12 protein-coding genes are annotated in these 17,317 nt (G+C 69.0%); 9 read left to right on the forward strand and 3 right to left on the reverse strand.

Features of this window, described 5'->3' with window-relative positions:
- Positions 1-63: 63 nt before the first annotated feature.
- Positions 64-903 carry an alpha/beta fold hydrolase gene (locus ACWESM_RS24460; RefSeq protein ID WP_355073105.1) on the forward strand — a complete coding sequence of 280 codons (840 nt, stop codon included), beginning with the start codon at positions 64-66 and terminating at the stop codon, positions 901-903.
- A 1-nt stretch (position 904) separates the two neighbouring features.
- Here the strand turns inward: ACWESM_RS24460 and ACWESM_RS24465 are convergent, their stop codons facing one another.
- Positions 905-1,360, reverse strand: coding sequence for a GtrA family protein (locus ACWESM_RS24465; RefSeq protein WP_355073107.1), 456 nt, complete (start codon positions 1,358-1,360; stop codon positions 905-907).
- A 118-nt stretch (positions 1,361-1,478) separates the two neighbouring features.
- Here ACWESM_RS24465 and ACWESM_RS24470 point away from each other — a divergent pair, with 118 nt between their 5' ends.
- From ACWESM_RS24470 to ACWESM_RS24490, 5 genes are all read left to right on the forward strand, one after another.
- Positions 1,479-2,966 carry an FAD-binding oxidoreductase gene (locus tag ACWESM_RS24470; RefSeq protein ID WP_355073109.1) on the forward strand — a complete coding sequence of 496 codons (1,488 nt, stop codon included), beginning with the start codon at positions 1,479-1,481 and terminating at the stop codon, positions 2,964-2,966.
- Positions 2,963-3,724, forward strand: a complete 762-nt coding sequence (locus ACWESM_RS24475) for a decaprenylphospho-beta-D-erythro-pentofuranosid-2-ulose 2-reductase (RefSeq protein WP_452493784.1) — start codon at positions 2,963-2,965, stop codon at positions 3,722-3,724. The genes ACWESM_RS24470 and ACWESM_RS24475 overlap by 4 nt, the downstream gene beginning before the upstream one ends.
- Before the next feature lie 140 nt (positions 3,725-3,864).
- Positions 3,865-5,880 (forward strand): galactan 5-O-arabinofuranosyltransferase, encoded by a 2,016-nt coding sequence (locus tag ACWESM_RS24480; protein ID WP_452493802.1) that lies wholly within the window; start codon positions 3,865-3,867, stop codon positions 5,878-5,880.
- Between the two features lie 102 nt (positions 5,881-5,982).
- Complete coding sequence (locus tag ACWESM_RS24485; protein ID WP_452493785.1) at positions 5,983-7,881, forward strand: glycosyl transferase; 1,899 nt, start codon at positions 5,983-5,985, stop codon at positions 7,879-7,881.
- 11 nt (positions 7,882-7,892) lie between these two features.
- Positions 7,893-11,240: an arabinosyltransferase domain-containing protein gene (locus ACWESM_RS24490; protein WP_452493787.1), complete on the forward strand. Its 3,348-nt coding sequence runs from the start codon at positions 7,893-7,895 to the stop codon at positions 11,238-11,240.
- 71 nt (positions 11,241-11,311) lie between these two features.
- Here the strand turns inward: ACWESM_RS24490 and ACWESM_RS24495 are convergent, their stop codons facing one another.
- Entirely contained in the window at positions 11,312-12,244 is a 933-nt protein-coding gene (locus tag ACWESM_RS24495; protein ID WP_452493789.1) for an NADP-dependent oxidoreductase, read from the reverse strand.
- A gap of 99 nt (positions 12,245-12,343) precedes the next feature.
- On the opposite strand from ACWESM_RS24495, the gene ACWESM_RS24500 reads away from it, so the two are divergent.
- Positions 12,344-12,745, forward strand: a complete 402-nt coding sequence (locus ACWESM_RS24500; protein WP_355073117.1) for a winged helix-turn-helix transcriptional regulator — start codon at positions 12,344-12,346, stop codon at positions 12,743-12,745.
- A gap of 85 nt (positions 12,746-12,830) precedes the next feature.
- Positions 12,831-12,989 (forward strand): hypothetical protein, encoded by a 159-nt coding sequence (locus tag ACWESM_RS24505; protein ID WP_169332658.1) that lies wholly within the window; start codon positions 12,831-12,833, stop codon positions 12,987-12,989.
- Positions 12,990-13,202: 213 nt separating this feature from the next.
- Here ACWESM_RS24505 and ACWESM_RS24510 read toward each other — a convergent pair whose 3' ends face one another.
- Positions 13,203-16,568: an arabinosyltransferase domain-containing protein gene (locus tag ACWESM_RS24510; RefSeq protein ID WP_397278668.1), complete on the reverse strand. Its 3,366-nt coding sequence runs from the start codon at positions 16,566-16,568 to the stop codon at positions 13,203-13,205.
- A 223-nt stretch (positions 16,569-16,791) separates the two neighbouring features.
- Here ACWESM_RS24510 and ACWESM_RS24515 point away from each other — a divergent pair, with 223 nt between their 5' ends.
- Positions 16,792-17,289: a peptidylprolyl isomerase gene (locus tag ACWESM_RS24515; RefSeq protein ID WP_355073122.1), complete on the forward strand. Its 498-nt coding sequence runs from the start codon at positions 16,792-16,794 to the stop codon at positions 17,287-17,289.
- The last annotated feature ends 28 nt before the right edge of the window (positions 17,290-17,317 follow it).

A 17,317-nucleotide genomic window follows, 5' to 3' on the forward strand; every position in this document is an offset into this window, starting at 1 on the left:
CACCGGCGTTTCACCGTGTGCGGGAACATGCGACGCAGATCGGCCGCCCGCTCACTGCAAGGAATGAGCACAGTCATGGACCGCAGGCATATTCATCTACCGACTCGACTGGGGCTGCTGCATGTCGTCCTGACCGGCAGCGGCGATCCGATCGTGATGTGGCCGAGCCTTCTCATGGACGCTGCCCTCTGGGACGCCCAAGTGAACCATTTGGCCCGGGATTTCCTGACCATCGCGGTCGACCCGCCCGGGCACGGGCGGTCCAGCCGCCTCGAACGACCCTTCACCTTCGACGAGTGCGCGGCGTGCGTCGCCGACATCCTCGATCAGCTGGAACTACCGAAGACCCATTTCCTCGGGAACTCCTGGGGCGCCATGATCGGCGGCACCTTCGCCGCCGGTTTCCCTGACCGCGTCGAATCCGCGATCCTGATGAACGGCACGGCGTCATCGGCCCCGCTCGCCCAGCGGGCGCAGTACCGGATGCTGCTGATGGCGGTCCGGATACTCGGCGGGATTCGCCCGCCACTCACCGGATCGGTGGTCCGGGCATTTCTCGGTCCGACGACCGAACGCACGCGCCCGCAGGTCGTCCGACAGGTTCTCGACGTCGCCCGCCGCAATGATCCGGCGTCGCTCGTGCACGCCGTCCGATCCGTGGTGACCGACCGCCCGGACCAGCGGCGCCTCTTCTCCTCGATCACCTGCCCCACGCTGGTCATCGGAGGTCGCGAGGACCGCACCTTCCCCGTGCCCGAGCTCGAGGTCATGGCCGACGCCATCCCCGGCTCGCGGCTCGTGGTCCTCGACGGAGCCGCACACCTCGCGGCCGCGGAGGTCCCCGACGAAGTGAATCGTCTGGTCGGCGCCTTCCTGGCCGACCACGCCGCGACGAGCGGATAACTCAGCGGAGCTTGAAGATCACCAAGCGTTGGACGATGAAGTTGATGACGGTCGCGGTGCCCTGGGCGACGACGAAGGCAAGCGGCTGGCGCCACCACTCGTCGGCCAGCGAGAAGTACAGCAGGTTGTTGATGCCGACCTGCACCGCGAAGGTCACCGCGTAGAGAACGACCACCGCGAGGAAGCGGATGCGGCTGGGCGGAGCCTGGAAGGTCCAGCGGCGGTTGATCAGGTAAGCCGTTGTGGTGCCCGCCACGAAGCTGATCGACTTGGCGACGCCGACCGGGAGACCGACCAGGTTCAGCAGCAGGCTGTAGAGCCCGTAGTCGACGACGGCCGAGAACCCGCCGGTGAGGGTGAACCGGATGATCTGCGTCTTGAGGTCGACCTCGGTGCCGCCGGGCTCGTCGACCAGGGGCAACTCGGCCGGAAGCGGCAGTTGGGGTTCGGCTTGCACGCCGACGAGCGTAGCGCCGGACCGGGTTGGGCACTCATTTCGGTTCTAACCGACGTGTTCGTCACTACCCATGGGTAGAGCGACCGCGTCCCCATCTGCCGTCATACCTGTAGCCTCTATGCCGATGTCCACGAAAGCTCCGACCGCCACCAAGACAACCGGGAACGACAAAGGCGCCGGCGTCGCGAACGACGGCCCGGCCGCGGGCACCGCGTTCACTCTTCCGACGCGCACCCGCACGTTGACCGGGTGGGGTCGCACCGCACCCACCTCCTCCGAAGTGCTCTCGACCAGCGATCCCGAACTGATCGCCAAGGCAGTCGCCATGGTCGCCGAGGACAACGACGGCAAGCCCGCCCACCTGCGGCGCGGCGTGATCGCGCGCGGCCTCGGCCGCTCCTACGGCGACCACGCGCAGAACGCGGGCGGTCTGGTCGTCGACATGACCGCGCTGAACAACATCCACCGGATCGACCGCGACACCCGCATCGTGGACGTGGACGGCGGCGTCAGCCTGGACCAGCTCATGAAGGCCGCGCTGCCGTTCGGCCTCTGGGTCCCGGTGCTCCCCGGCACCCGCCAGGTGACCATCGGCGGCGCGATCGCCTCCGACATCCACGGCAAGAACCACCACAGCGAGGGCAGCTTCGGCAATCACGTGCGCTCGATCGATCTGCTCACCGCCGACGGGCAGGTGCAGCACATCACGCCGAAGCGCAACGCCAAGCTGTTCTGGGCGACCGTCGGCGGCAACGGGCTCACCGGCATCATCCTGCGCGCCACCATCGAGATGGTGCCGACGGAGACGGCCTACTTCCTCAACGACGGCGTGAAGACCACGACCCTCGACGAGACCATCGCCGCGCACAGCGACGGCAGCGAGGCCGACTACACCTACTCGAGCGCCTGGTTCGACGTGATCAGCCCGCTGCCCAAGCTGGGCCGGGCCACCATCACCCGGGGCAGGCTGGCGAAGCTCGACGAGCTGCCCAAGCGGCTGCGCAGCAAGCCGCTGAAGTTCGACGCGCCGCAGCTGATGACCGTCCCGGACATCTTCCCGAACTGGACAATGAACAAGCTGACGCTGATGTCCATCGGCGAGGCCTACTACCGGATGGGCGGCAACTACACCGGCAAGGTGCAGAACCTGACGCAGTTCTACCACCCGCTGGACATGATCGCGGAGTGGAACCGCGGCTACGGCTCCAACGGCTTCCTCCAGTACCAGTTCGTGGTGCCGACCGAGGCGGTCGAGGAGTTCAAGCGGATCATTGTCGACATCCAGGCCTCCGGGCACTACTCGGCGCTGAACGTGTTCAAGCTGTTCGGCCCGGGCAACCAGGCCCCGCTGAGCTTCCCGATGCCGGGCTGGAACATCTGCGTCGACTTCCCGATCAAGCCCGGTCTCAACGAGCTGGTCGGCGAGCTGGACCGGCGCGTGCTGGAGTTCGGCGGGCGGCTGTACACCGCGAAGGATTCGCGGACCACCGCCGAGACCTTCCACAAGATGTATCCCCGGATCGACGAGTGGATCAAGGTCCGCCGTAGCGTCGACCCCACAGGCGTTTTCATGTCCGATATGGCGAGAAGGCTGGAGCTGCAGTGATCAATGCCGTTGGTAACCCGCAGTCGATTCTGCTGCTGGGTGGCACGTCGGAGATCGGCTTGGCAATCTGCGCGGAGTACCTGAAGAAGGGGCCCGCGCGCATCACCCTTGCGGCGCTGCCCGGTGATCCGCTGCGCGAGGGCGCGGTCGCCCAGATGAAGGCCGCGGGCGCGAGCCAGGTCGAGGTCATCGACTTCGACGCGCTCGACACCGAGGGGCACGCCAAGGTGATCGACGCCGCCTGGGACGCGGGCGACGTGGACGTCGCGATCGTCGCCTTCGCCCTCGACGGCGATCCCGAAGAGCTGTGGCAGAACCAGGCCAAGGCCGTGCGAGTCGCCCAGATCAACTACACCGCCGCGGTCTCCGTCGGCGTGCTGGTCGGCGAGAAGATGAAGGCGCAGGGCTTCGGCCGGATCATCGCGATGTCCTCCGTCGCCGGCGAACGGGTGCGCCGCTCGAACTTCGTCTACGGATCGACCAAGGCCGGTCTGGACGGCTTCTACCTCGGGCTCGGCGAAGCGCTGCGGCCGCACGGCCCGCGTGTACTGGTGATCCGGCCCGGCATGGTGCGGACCCAGTTCTCCGCGCACGTCAAAGAGGCTCCGCTCACCGTCGACAAGGAAGACGTCGCGGCGCTGGCGATCGCGGCATCGCAGCGGGGGAAGGAACTGGTCTGGGCGCCGGGAACCTTCCGCTACGTGATGATGGTGCTGCGGCACATCCCGCGCTCGATCTTCCGCAGACTGCCGATCTGATCGGCGACCGAACTCGGACATGGTGCCCGCGTGATCAGTGATCGCGCGGGCACCTATCGTCTGACGGAGTGACCCTGTGAACCCGGAGGCGCCATGCGAGTAATCCAGTGCGACGAGCGCGGAGCGGTCCGTTGAGCACGGTGACCGCGGCGGACGAAGCGCCGCCGCGTCCCGTCGATCCGGCCCCCGCGCCGGGGCGCGGGTCACTCGTGGCACGTCAGATCGCGGTCGGCGTCGGCGAGGCCGCGCTCGCGGCGGTGGTCGCCGCCGTGGTGGCCGTCGTCGGGCTCGTCGCGTTCTCGCTGGTGCAGTGGCCCGCGTTCAACTCCTCCAACGTGACGCGGGCGCTGACCACGGTCGGGCAGGTCGGCGCTGCGGTCGTGCTCGCGGTCGCGATCGCGCTGCTGCGGCTGCGCAAGTGGCCCCGGATAGCGAAACTGCTGTCCTGGGTGGGTCTTTCGACGTTCGTCACGTTCACGGTCGGCATGCCGCTGGCGGCGACGAAGCTGTACCTGTTCGGCGTCTCGGTGGATCAGGAGTTCCGCACCGAGTTCCTCACCCGGCTCACCGATTCCGCCGCGCTGCGCGACATGACGTACGCGGATCTACCGTCGTTCTACCCCGCGGGCTGGTTCTGGATCGGCGGGCGGGTGGCGAATCTGCTCGGGATGGACGGCTGGGAAGTATTCAAGCCGTACGCGATCACGTTCCTCGCCGTGGCCGCGGTGGTCGCGCTGGTGTTGTGGTCGAAGCTGATCCGCGCGGACTGGGCGGTGGGCGTCGCGGCGGCGAGCACGGCGGTCACCCTGGCCTACGCCACCCCCGAGGCCTACAGCGCCGTCATCGTGCTGCTGCTGCCGCCCGCGCTGGTGCTCGCCTGGGGGGCGCTGTATCGCCCGCTGGAGGGAGTGACGGAGGAGCATCGCACGGCCGGTGGCTGGGGCGCGGTCGTCGGCACGGGGCTGTTCCTCGGCTGGGCGGCCACGTTCTACACCCTCTACTTCCTCGTGGCGGCTTTCGCGGTGGCCCTGATGGGTCTGGTGGCGGCCTTCCTCGCGGTGCGTGCGCGGCGCGCCGACCGTCCGCGCCGCGCACGCGCGGCGACCGGGCCGACCCGTCCCGCGTGGCGCGCGGCGGCCCCGCCGCTGGTCCGGCTCGTGGTGATCGCGGTGATCGCCGGGCTGTTCGCGCTCGTCGTGTGGGCGCCGTACCTGGCGAAGGCGCTGCGCAGCGCGACGGCGAGCTCCGGGACCGCCCAGCACTATCTGCCCGAAGCGGGAGCGGAACTGCCGTTGCCGATGTTCCAGTTCTCCCTGCTCGGGGCGTTGTGCCTGATCGGCATCATCTGGCTGGTGCTGCGCGGCGGGTCGTCGCGACGGGCGCAGGCGCTGGGCATCGGGGTGGCGGCGATCTACCTGTGGGCGCTGCTGTCCATGGCCGCGACCGCGGCGGGCACCACGTTGCTGTCGTTCCGTCTGGAGCCGGTGCTGTTGGTGCTGCTGTCGGTCGCGGGCGCGTTCGGGTTCGTGGAGGGCGCGCGGGCGATCTACCAGGCGTTGAACGAGCCCGCCCGGTTCCGGCTGGTGGCGATCGTCGTCGCGACGATCGGCGCGTTGGCGTTCGCCCAAGACATCCCGCACGTGCTGACTCCGGAGATCACGACTGCCTACACAGACACCGACGGAGACGGAAAGCGAGCCGACAAACGGCCTGTGTCGGCCGTGTCCTTCTACGACGAAGTGGATGCGGCGCTCACCGCGCAGACCGGCCGATCCCGCTCGGACACGGTGGTACTCACCGCCGACACCAGCTTCCTGTCCTTCTATCCCTACTTCGGCTTCCAGGCGCTCACCTCCCACTACGCCAACCCGCTCGCCGACTTCGCGGGCCGGGCGGCGACCATCGAGCGCTGGAGCAAGCTGAAGACGCCGCAGGAGTTGCTCGACGCGCTGGCGGCCAGCCCGTGGCGCGCGCCCGACGCGTTTCTGTTCCGGCACAGCGGCGACACCTATACGCTGCGGCTGGCCAAGGACGTCTACCCGAACGACCCGAACGTGGCGCGCTATTCGGTGAGCTTCCCCAAGGAACTGTTCGCCGACCCGCGTTTCACCACCACCGACATCGGACCGTTCACGCTGGTCACCGTCCACCGCTGAAATCGCGGCGGTTGAACTCGCGCGCAGTGGATACCCCTCTCGTTTGTCGGTCCACGCACAGCGTGGTTGCAACGGAGGGCGCTGGCGAGGAGTGATGCGCAGGTGACACAGGCACAAGACGCCGAGACCGACCTACCGGCGGAATCGGCGACGGTCGCGATCGCGACGAAAGAGGCGACGGCGACCGGAGTGCTCACCACTCCCGCGCATACCCGGCGGCTGCCCCGACTTCCGCTCGCCGATCTGCTCGTATGCGCCGGTTACCTGGCGCTGGCCGCGACGGTGCTGTCGGGCCAGTGGCGCGATACCGACAACGGATACCTGATCAAGAGCGGTCAGGACCAGACGATGTGGGAGTGGTTCTTCGCCGTCACCGCGCACTCGGTGGCCGCCCTGCACAACCCGCTCGGTACCGATCTGCAGAATTTCCCGGCCGGGGTGAACATGATGGCCAACACGGCCATGTTCGGTGTCGGCGTGCCGCTGACACCGGTCACCTTGCTTTTCGGGTCGACCGTCACGTTCGTACTCGTGCTCACCCTCGGTCTGGCCGGAACAGCGTTCGCGTGGTATCGCCTGTTCGTCCGCGAGCTCGTCCGGTCCCGGGTCGCGGCGGTGATCGGCGGACTGTTCTGCGGATTCGCGCCCGGAATGATCTCGCACGCCAACGCCCACCCGAATTTCGTCGTGCTGCTGTTGCTTCCGATCATCGCGGGACTGCTGATCCGGATGGCGCGGCGAGCGGCCGCGGCGGAACGGGAACGGCCGGGCGGGCGGGTACGGGATGCCGCCGTTCTCGGACTTCTGGTCGCGACGCAGATCGCGCTCGGCGAGGAACCGCTGTTGATCTTCGCCCTCGCGTTCGGCCTGTTCGGGATCGTGTATTACGCGCATGCTCCGCGCACCGCGCTGCGCGTGACGCGAGTGGTCGCCCCGACTTTCGCGCTGGCCGCGGTGATCACGTTGGCACTCGCCGAGATTCCGCTGTGGTGGCAATTCTTCGGCCCGCAGAGCTATCGATCGATCGACCACGGCCCGATGGGCAACGACCTCGAAGCGCTGGTGCAGTTCCCGTCCGAATCGCTGGGCGGCGTGTTCGCGCCCGGCGCGAACGTGGCGATCAATCCGACCGAGCAGAACGCGTACTTCGGCTGGCCGCTGCTGCTGTCGGTCGTGTTCACGGTGGGAATGCTGTGGCGCGACCGCGTGGTGCGGGCCGCGGGCGTGGTGATCGCGGTCTTCGGCCTGCTGTCGCTGGGCGCGGTCGCCACGATCGGTAAACAGCCGACCGGCATCAATCTGCCGTGGCGCTGGGCCGAACATGTTCCGCTGCTGAACACCGTGCTGGAGAGCAGGATGAGCATGGCCGCGATCCCGGCCATCGCGGTGGTGCTCGCGCTGGCCAGCGACCGCGCGGTGGGGACATGGACGCAATCGGCGGTGGACTGGAAGCCGCTGGCCTGGTTCGCGGCGCTCACCGGTGCGCTGCTGCCGCTGATCCCGACCATCCTGCCGGTGGTCGAGCGACCGCCGACACCGGACTTCTTCGCCGACGGCGCCGTCCGCCGTTACGTCGGCGACGGATCGGTGGTCCTGGTGCCGCCGCCCCGGCCACCCGACGCACGGGCGCTACGTTGGCAGGCCGACGCGGGTTTCACCTTCCCGCTGGCGGGCGGCTACTTCGTCGGCCCTACCGGTACCAGCAAGAAAGGCATCTACGGTCCCGAGGCCCGTCCGACCACCGCTCTGCTGGTACAGGCCCAGGACACTGGAGTCGTACCGCCGATCGACGCGGGCGTGCGTACCCGTGCGCTGGACGATCTGCGGTTCTGGCAAGCCGACGTCTTGGTGCTGCCCGCGACGAAGAACGGCGAAGTGTTGCGGGAGACCGTGACCCAGCTGCTCGGATTCACGCCGACGCGGGTCGAGGACGTCTGGCTGTGGGACGTTCATTCGCTGCGCGCGTCGGGGGCAGTCGGCATCACACCGGGCGGTAGCTAGCATCAACCACCGTGCGACCGGACCGATCTTCTCCAGCGTTCACCCGTATCCGCTTGATCGCCCTCCTCTCCGGGCTTCTCGGATTCCTGCTGGCCTTGCTGACCCCGCTGCTGCCGGTGCGGCAGGATCGGGCGAGCCTGGACTGGCCCGAGTCCGGCGCCAGGAGCGTGGCGGCGCCGCTGGTGTCCTACGAGCCGCTGCGGTTCAGTGCGACGCTGCCCTGCTCGATGACCGGAGAGCTCGGATCGGGCGGCACGCTGCTGTCCACCGCCCCTGTGGCCTCCGGGCGGGCGGCTACCAAGGGCCTGGTGGTCTCGGTCGCCGACGGCGTCCTCTCGGTGGTGCAACGCGACATCCCGCTGTTGTCCGCGCCGCTGGCCGAGGTCGGGTCCTGCGCCACGATCCGCATCGAATCGACCGCCGCCGCGACGACGGCTGAACTCACCGGCGTCACCCGGCAGGACGGCACGCCGTTCCACTCCACGGTCGGCCGGGACATCCGGCCGCAGCTGGTGGGCGTGTTCACCGATCTGAAGGCCGATCGGCTCGCCGGAGCGCAGGTGCACGCGGACATCGACTCGCGTTTCTCCTCCACGCCGACGCCGTTGAAGCTGGCCGCCATGATCGCCGCCGCCGTGTTCACGCTGATCGCACTCGTCGCACTGCATCTGCTGGACACCGCCGACGGGCGCCGACCGCGCCGGTTCCTGCCCGCGCACTGGTGGCGGGTCACCCCCGCGGACGGCGTCGTGCTGGGCACGCTGGCGCTGTGGCACGTCATCGGGGCGAACACGTCCGACGACGGCTACATCTTGAACATGGCGCGCGTCTCCGGGCACGCGGGCTACATGGCGAACTACTACCGGTGGTTCGCGGTCCCCGAGGCCCCGTTCGGGTGGTCGTACGAGGTGCTGGCGTGGATGTCGCGGATCTCCGACGCCAGTCTCTGGATGCGACTGCCCACGCTGCTGGCGGGCGTGATCTGCTGGCTGGTGATCAGCCGCGAGGTGCTGCCCCGCCTCGGCGCGCGGGTGCGCCGCAACAAAGTGGCGCTGTGGACGGCGGGCCTGGTCTTCCTCGCGTTCTGGCTGCCCTACGACAACGGCCTGCGCCCCGAACCGCTGATCGCGGCGGGCGCGCTGCTCACTTGGTGCTCGATCGAGCGCGCCATCGCGACCGGACGGCTGCTGCCCGCCGCGGTGGCCGTCCTGATCGCCGCGTTCTCCCTCGCGGCGGGCCCCACCGGCCTGATCTGCATCGCGGCGCTGATCGCCGGTTCACGGCCGGTGCTGCTGATCATCATCAAGCGCGCTCGCGGCGCCGTCCCGGCCCGGACCGGGCCCGACGCCGACGCGGCCGCCGCCGGTTCCGCCGAAGCCGCGGCCGCGGTGAACGCCCCCGCGAAGGTGCGCGAGCCGTCCCGGGCGGGCGCGGTGTTCCGGTTCGCCGCGCTGGTCGCCCCCGGCCTCGCCGCGGGCACGCTGGTGCTGGTGGTGATCTTCGCCGACCAGACCTTGGCGACGGTGCTGGAAGCCACCCGGGTGCGCACGATCGTCGGCCCGAACGTCGCGTGGTTCGACGAGCGCACCCGCTGGGACTCGTTGCTCATGCTCTCGCCGGACGGTTCGCTGGCGCGGCGGTTCGGCGTGCTGGTGATGCTGCTGTGCCTGCTCGTGTGCGTGCTGCAAGTTCTGCGCAAGGGCCGGATTCCGGGCACCTCGCGCGGCCCCTCGGTGCGCATTCTCGGCATCGTGTTCGCATCGCTGTTCCTGATGATGTTCACCCCCACCAAATGGACGCACCACTTCGGCGTGTACGCCGGACTGGCCGGATCGCTGGCCGCGCTCGCGGCGGTCGCGGTGGGCACCACCGGTATTCGCTCGCCGCGCAACCGCGCGTTGTTCGCCGCCGCCGTGCTCTTCCTGCTCGCCGTGACGTTCACCGGCTCGAACGGGTGGTGGTACGTGTCCAGCTACGGTGTCCCGTGGTGGGACAAGGCGCCGTTGATCGCGGGCAAGGGGCTGTCCACGTTGTTCCTCGGGCTGAGTGTCCTCGCGCTCCTGGTCGCGATATGGCAGCACTATCGCGAGCCGTACCGGCGTGAGCGGCCCGGAGCGCCACGGCGATTCGACCGGTGGGCCTCCGCGCCGCTGACCGTGGCCGCCGCGCTGCTGGTGATCTTCGAGGTCGCCTCGCTCGCCAAGGCCGCTGCCACGCAGTACCCCGCGTACTCGATCACCAAGTCGAATGTGCAATCGGTCGGCGGGGATTCGTGCGCGCTGGCCAACGAAGTGCTCGTCGAGACCGACACCGCCGATTCGCTGCTGCAGCCCTTCACCGGATCGCCTGCGGACGGCTTGGCCGCGCAGAACAAAGGATTCACCCCGAACGGGGTCGCGCGTGACCTCACCGCGGACGCGGAGGAGACGGTCAGCGGCGGCGCGAACTCCGTGGACAAGGATTCGGAGAACAAGACCACCAACACCACCGGCGCGGGCACCGGCGGCGGCACCACCGAGCAGGCGGGCATCAACGGCAGCACCGTCGCGCTGCCGTTCGGTCTCGACCCGGCGAGAACCCCGGTGCTGGGCAGCTACCAGGAGGGCGAGCAACAGCAGGCGAAGCTGACCACCCAGTGGTACCGGCTCGACCTGACCGACAGCATGCGCAACGACCCCGCCTACCAGGTGCTCGCGATCACGGCGGCGGGCCGGATCCGCTCGGTGGACGCCGACGGTGTGCTCACCTACGGACAGGAACTGCACCTGGAGTACGGCGTCCGTGGCGCGGACGGCGAGGTGCGCACGCTCGGCTCGATCGATCCGCTGGACATCGGCCCCGCGCCGTCCTGGCGCAACCTGCGGGTGCCGCTGGACCGGCTGCCGGCGGAAGTGAACGCGGTGCGGCTGGTCGCGATCGACAACGACATCACGCCCAAGCAGTGGCTGGCCGTCACCCCGCCCCGGCTGCCCAAGCTGGCCACGCTGAATTCCGTGGTCGGATCGCAGGCTCCCGTGCTACTCGACTGGCACGTCGGCCTCGCCTTCCCGTGCCAGCGGCCGTTCGACCACAAGGACGGCGTGGGCGAGATTCCGCAGTGGCGCATTCTGCCCGACCGGGTCGGCTCCGACGCCTCGAACGCCTGGCAAGACGACATCGGCGGCGGCCCTCTCGGCTGGACCGGCCTGCTGCTGAAATCCCAAACCGTCCCCGCATACCTCGACCGCGACTGGGCTCGCGACTGGGGCTCCCTCGAACGCTTCACCCCCTACGACCCCACCGCCATTCCTGCCCCCATCACCACCACAACCCGAACCCGCACCGGCCTCTCCACCGACGACCCCATCCGCATCCGCTGACTCCGCGAGTGGCACACGGTGGAGCGGGCTTCTCGCGATCCGCCGCAGCCGTGTGCCACTCGTGGAGGGTGTCAGGGGGTGAGAACGAGGCGGCCGCGGAGGCCGCCGAGGGATAGGCGGGATTGGGCTTCTCGGACGGCGGTGAGGGGGTGGGTCGCCGCTACGCGGAGGGTTAGTTTGCCCGCGTCTACTTGGGTTACGAGGTGGTCGAGTCGGGTGCGGTCGGCGCGGACCAGGACTGTGTGGACCTTGGTGCCGCGCAACGGGATCGGGGTGTCGGGAACGCTGATCGACGCGAATCGCCCGCCGCCGCGCACCGCGGCGAGCGTCGCCGGGCCGAGGGCGGCCGCGTCCAGGGCGGCGTCGACGCCGCCGGGGACGATGGCGCGGACGGCATCCGGCAAGGATGCCTGGCGCGGAACGAAATCGGTGGCGCCCAAGGCGCGCACCGCGTCCTCGTCGGCGGGTGCGGCCGCGGCGATCACCCGGATACCCTGCGCCGCCGCGAGTTCGACCGCGAAGCCGCCGACAGCCCCCGCCGCGCCGGTGACCAGGAGCGTGTCGGTGGACGCGAGATCCAGCGCGTCGAGCGCCTGGAACGCGGTGAGACCGTTGAGCGGGAGGGTCGCCGCTTGCACCGGCGACACGGAAACCGGAGCGGGCGCGACGTTCCCGACCTCCAGCACCACGTAGTCGGCCTGCGCACCGAGCGAGACGTCGAGCCGGTCGCTGATGCCGATCACCGCTTGCCCCACCGTGAACTCCGTGACGCCCGCGCCGAGCGCGTCGACCGTGCCCGCGACATCCCAGCCGACGCCCCACTGATCGCGCTGCGCGGCGAACGGCGTGCCGCCCACGCCCGCCCGCACCATCAGATCCACGGGGTTCACCGTCGCCGCCGCGACCGCGATGCGAACCGTACCCGGGCCGGGCTGCGGAGTCGGCACTTCCACGATCTCCACCACGGCTTCCGGTCCCGGCCGGCGGACTACCACTGCACGCATGATGTTCCTTCCTGTCTGCTGCCGACCAATCTAGGAACGGTTACTATCCAATGGGTAGTAGTTACCCGAAAGTGCGTTAGAGGCAGCGAGGTGCTCCCGATGGCGACGAAGACCGCGGCGCAGCGCCGTGAGCTGGCAAAACAGCGGTACGACGCGTACATCGCCGAGTGCCCGACCCGGCAACTCCTGGACCGGATCAGCGACAAATGGGTGAGCCTCGTGTTGGCCGCCCTCGCCGACGGGCCGTTGCGCTACGGCGAACTGAACCGGATCATCGCGGGCGTGAGTCCCAAGATGCTCACGCAAACGCTGCGCGGACTGGAACGCGACGGCCTGGTGGAGCGACGGATCACCGCGGAAGTCCCGGTCCGCGTCGACTACGAACTCACCCCGCTCGGCCACAGTCTTCAGCCGGTCATGAGCGCGGTCAAAGCATGGGCGGAGACACGCATGGACGACGTGATCGCCGCGCGGGCGCGCTACGACCGCACCGTCCAATAAACCGGTTGTCCGGTCTGAAAAATATGCTCCCACCTGTGGCTATGCATCGCAGGACGAATCGGGCCGCTGGCCTTAATCTGAATCCATGACAACGGCATTCGATGAAATGGATCTGCGCGATCTTGTCGGACTGCTCAACGAAGAGGAACAACGGGAGCTGCGGCCTGCGGTGCTGCGCGTGCTCGGCCGCCTCCCTTCGCAAGAGGTGCTCCGGCGCGAGCTCGGCCTTCGGCTGAAGGTCTGAGCGCCCGGTAACGCACCGGCGACATACGGCAGGGCCGCCGCGCAGGATTCACCTGCGCGGCGGCCCTGTGTTCTGGGCACCTAGCCCGTGGCCAGCTCGCTGAACGCGACGTCGACGGATATCGGCACGTCCAACCGGCCTGCCTTCATGAAAGGGCCGCCGCGCAGGATCGGTGCCCTGCGCGGCGGCCCTGGTTTCGGGTGGTTCACCCGATCAGAACACCCGCATACTGCCCGGCGACCAGAGGCCCGAGCGCGTCGCGGTGCCGGTGTCCAGCTTCGCCGGGACGGCGCTGCGGTCGTACTGCTCGTAGCGCTCCAGGGAGCCCCAGTCCCGTGCCCAGTCGTCCTTCAGGTAGGTGGGCACGGAGATGGACCTGGCCAGCATCTGCGTGAAGCCGAGCACGCCGCCGAACTCCTCGGCCTGCCAGGTATTCGTCGAGCTGATGGCCAGCGGGCGGTCCGGCAGGATGCGGTAGCCGGGCGCCTCGGCCACGCCGTTGCGGTGGTCGAACGGACGCTGGCACGGGAACTGCAAGCCCACCGCCCAGTCCAGCAGGATCGGCTGCTGGGAACCCAGCAGGCTGTTGAGCGTCTGCAACTTCGGCATCCGCGGCGGCGTGAAGGCCAGCCACTGATCCCCGATCAGGATCGGGTCGTTGGCGACGATGCGCACCGCGTCGGCGTCGGGCGCGATCTCGTCCAGCGGCACCCGCAGGTTGCGCCAGGACGGGAACGGGCCGATGTCACGCGGCAGGTAGGTGCCGAGCTTCTGCACGCTGCCGTCGGGCTGCCGCTTGCCGTAGTCGACGGTCAGCGACTGGCCGTACTTCATCGCGCCGGTGTCGTCGAAGGAGAGGATGCGACCGGCGGCCGAGATCACCACCAGCGGCTTGTCCGCCGAACGCGCGGGCAACTGGTACCAGCTCGAGGTGACGTTCGCGGGCTGCTGCACGCCGTTCTGGTAGCTGCCGAGGATCGGCGTGGTCGCCGGATCCAGGCCGAACGGGAGGGCGACGGTGGAGCCGTTGACGCCGCGCGCGCCCTGACCGCCGCCCGTGCCCGCGCTCTGCCCCTCCGCGAACGCCGCGCCGACCGACTGCGTGGAAGTGTTCCCGGTGCCCGGCTTCACCTCGACGCTGTCGGCGGACAGATCATTGGGCACGCCGTTGGGGTCGAAACCGACCGGATCGACACCGGCGAGCGGATCGGACGGATTCGTCGGCGGGTGCGCCGGATCCATGATCGGCTGCAACTTGCCCGCGTTCGGGTCCGGCTCGACCAGCACGTCATTGGCCAGGCCGCAGGTGCTGCCGCTGAGCGCGTCGATGTTCGACCGGGCCAGCGAGTACGCCGGATACTGCGAGACCGCGCCCTTCACCAGCGAGAGCACCTCGAGCGCGACCATCAGCGCGGCGACCACGGTCAGCGGGATCGCCGCGAACCGGCGGATCCGCCTGCCACGTGCCGTCTTGGCCGACGGCTGCGGCGCGGTGTAGTCCTCCCGCAGCGCGTACCAACCGACCAATGCCAGCGCCACGCCGAACAGCACGAGCATGAGGGTGTTCGACTGGTAGCCGTGCAGCGAGACGCGCTTGTCGAACCACGGCACACCGAAGCTGGACACGTACCAGTAGCCGTTGATGCCGGAGAACGCGATCGCGAGCACGAACAGCAACCCGGCCAGGAAGATGGCCCGGTTCTTGCGGGCTCGCAGGGCGCTCGCCGAGACCGCGACCGCGGTGACCGCCGCCAGCGAACCCGCGATGCCCGCGTACGCGCCGAAGTGGTGGGTCCACTTGGTCGGGTTGAACATCATGAAGAAGATCGTCCCGAAGACCACGCCCATCAACCGCCAGGTCGGACCGCTGGAGATACCCGGCACCCGCCTGCGGCGCAGCAGCACCAGCATGGTGGTGAACAGGCACAGCAGCATCACCAGGAAGGCGAAGCGCCGCGACAGCGAGCCGTCGACAGTCTCCACGAACAGGTAGTAGTAGCGCAGGTAGTCCTCGTACCAGGCCAGGTTCGGCCCGGTCACCTGACGCACCCGGTTGGCCTCCTGGATGCCCGCGAAGGTCTGGTCGGTGTAGACGGCCGTCAGCACGAGCACGCCCGCCGCGGCGATCGGTGCGAGCAGCGGCAGCGTCGAGCCCCACCGACCGGCGCCGAGCGCGGCGAACTGCCGGTGCTTGCGCACCACGATGCGCAGCATCGGACGGATACCGGCCAGCAGCGCGGCGACGCACATCAGGCCCGTCGGCGCGGCGGCGAGAGTGAACGCCGCCACCAGGACGGCCACCGCGGCGGGCAGCAGCCGCCCGGTCGCGATGGCCCGCTCGATCGACACCCAGGTCAGCAGCGCACCGAGCGCGACGATCGGCTCGGAGCGCAGGCCGTTGTCGAACGGCAGCCAGAACGCCAGGAACACCAGCCCGCCGGTCCACAGCGCCACCTTGCTGGTGCGCACCCCGCGACCCAGCCGGGGCACCACCTCGCGGCTGATCACCAGCCAGCACAGGATCGCGCAGGCCAGCGCGGGCAACCGCACCCAGGCACTGGCGGTAGAGATCTCCGAGAAGACCTGGATGACGTAGTAGTACCAGCCGAACGGCGCCTCCGGCACGCCGTACCAGCGGAAGTAGTTGGCCATGTACCCCGCGTGCGGGGCCACCCGCACCATGCTGAGGATGTAGCCGTCGTCGGAGGTGTTCGCGCCCGCGAAATGCCACAGCAGCAGCGTGCCGACCACCGCGCCGTCCGCCCAGGTCGGCTTCAGCCAGTTCGCGGGCAGGAACCGGCGGTGCCCACGCCCGTCACTGCTGTCGAGCCGGGCCAGCGCCGCCAGGGCGATCAGCGTGCACAGCACCGCCGCGATCATCGCGACCAGCTTGATCGCGGTCGGGCTGGAGGAGAAGCGGGTGTCCACCGTCATGGTGAACGACAAACCGGTCGGCGCCGCGCCCTTCAGATCGGAGAACACCCCGACCACCTGAGGCCGCAGATCGCCGCCGAGCTGCCCCTCCACCGGCACGGTGACCGACTCGTTCGCCCCGGCCGCCCCGCCCTCGATCGGACGCTCCACCTGCCTGGTGAGCCCGTTGAACACGCCGTAGGTGCTGTCGCTGTCCGAGGCGATACTCAACGACGTGCACTCGCCCATGCGGCTGCGGTCGGCCGACACCACCACCGCGTTGCGGTCGACCACGTCCACCGAGGTCTCCGACACCCGCACGAACAGCGCCTCCAACGCGGCCCGGTCGCCCTGCGGCGGCGCGGTGGCCAGCAGCATGCCACCGCGCTCGGGTAGCTGGGCGATCGTCTCGCACGGGATCGTCGCCTTCAGGTCGATCGGGACCTGCGACATCAGCGGCGCCTGCACGTTGCCGAGCGTCCCGCCCTGCGGCCAGTTCAGCACCGCGGTCGTCTGCGTGACCGGCAGGAACGGCGTCGCCAGCGCGAACAACGCGCCGAGCACTCCGGCCACCAGCGCGATGAGCCGGGCGGTCCGGAAATCGTTCGGGGTCACCACCGGGGCGGCGGGAGGTTTCGTGAGTACAGCGGTTGCGGCGTCGGGCACGGTTGGCAATGCTAGCTGGCTCCCCCGCCTCTCCGGGTCTTTAGGCCGTGCTAGTGGGGCGTCGCGCCATTTGCGTTCAGGTCCTACGTCAGGTGCGACTCAGGTTCTGGGCGTACCCGGCGAGTTACCCATGTGCTCACGAAACCAGTTCGTCGGTATCGGACGCTACTGGAAAAGTACCCGTATCACGCAACGGTCTACGAAAGGATGGAAAGGTGGGTGTATGACCAAGGTGAATATCTCGACGAACTACGGATCGATCGTGCTCGAGCTGGACGATCAGAAAGCGCCGAACACGGTGCGCAATTTCGTGGACTACGCGAACGCGGGCCACTACAACGGCACCATCTTCCACCGCGTCATCCCCGGCTTCATGATCCAGGGCGGCGGGTTCGAGCCCGGGTTGCGTCAGAAGGGCACCAAAGCCCCGATCCAGAACGAAGCGAACAACGGCCTGAAGAACAACAAGTACACCGTCGCGATGGCGCGCACCAACGACCCGCACTCGGCCACCGCGCAGTTCTTCATCAATGTCTCCGACAACGACTTCCTCAACCACTCCGCTCCCACCGCGGCGGGTTGGGGCTACGCCGTCTTCGGCGAGGTGACCGAGGGCGCCGACGTGGTCGACAAGATCGCGGGTGTCCGCACCTCCTCGGCGGGCATGCATCAGGACGTGCCGGTCGACGATGTCGTCATCGAATCCGTCACCGTCAGCTGATCATTCGAGACGCCAGACACGAATCGGG

Source organism: Nocardia sp. NPDC003999, from assembly GCF_053604885.1.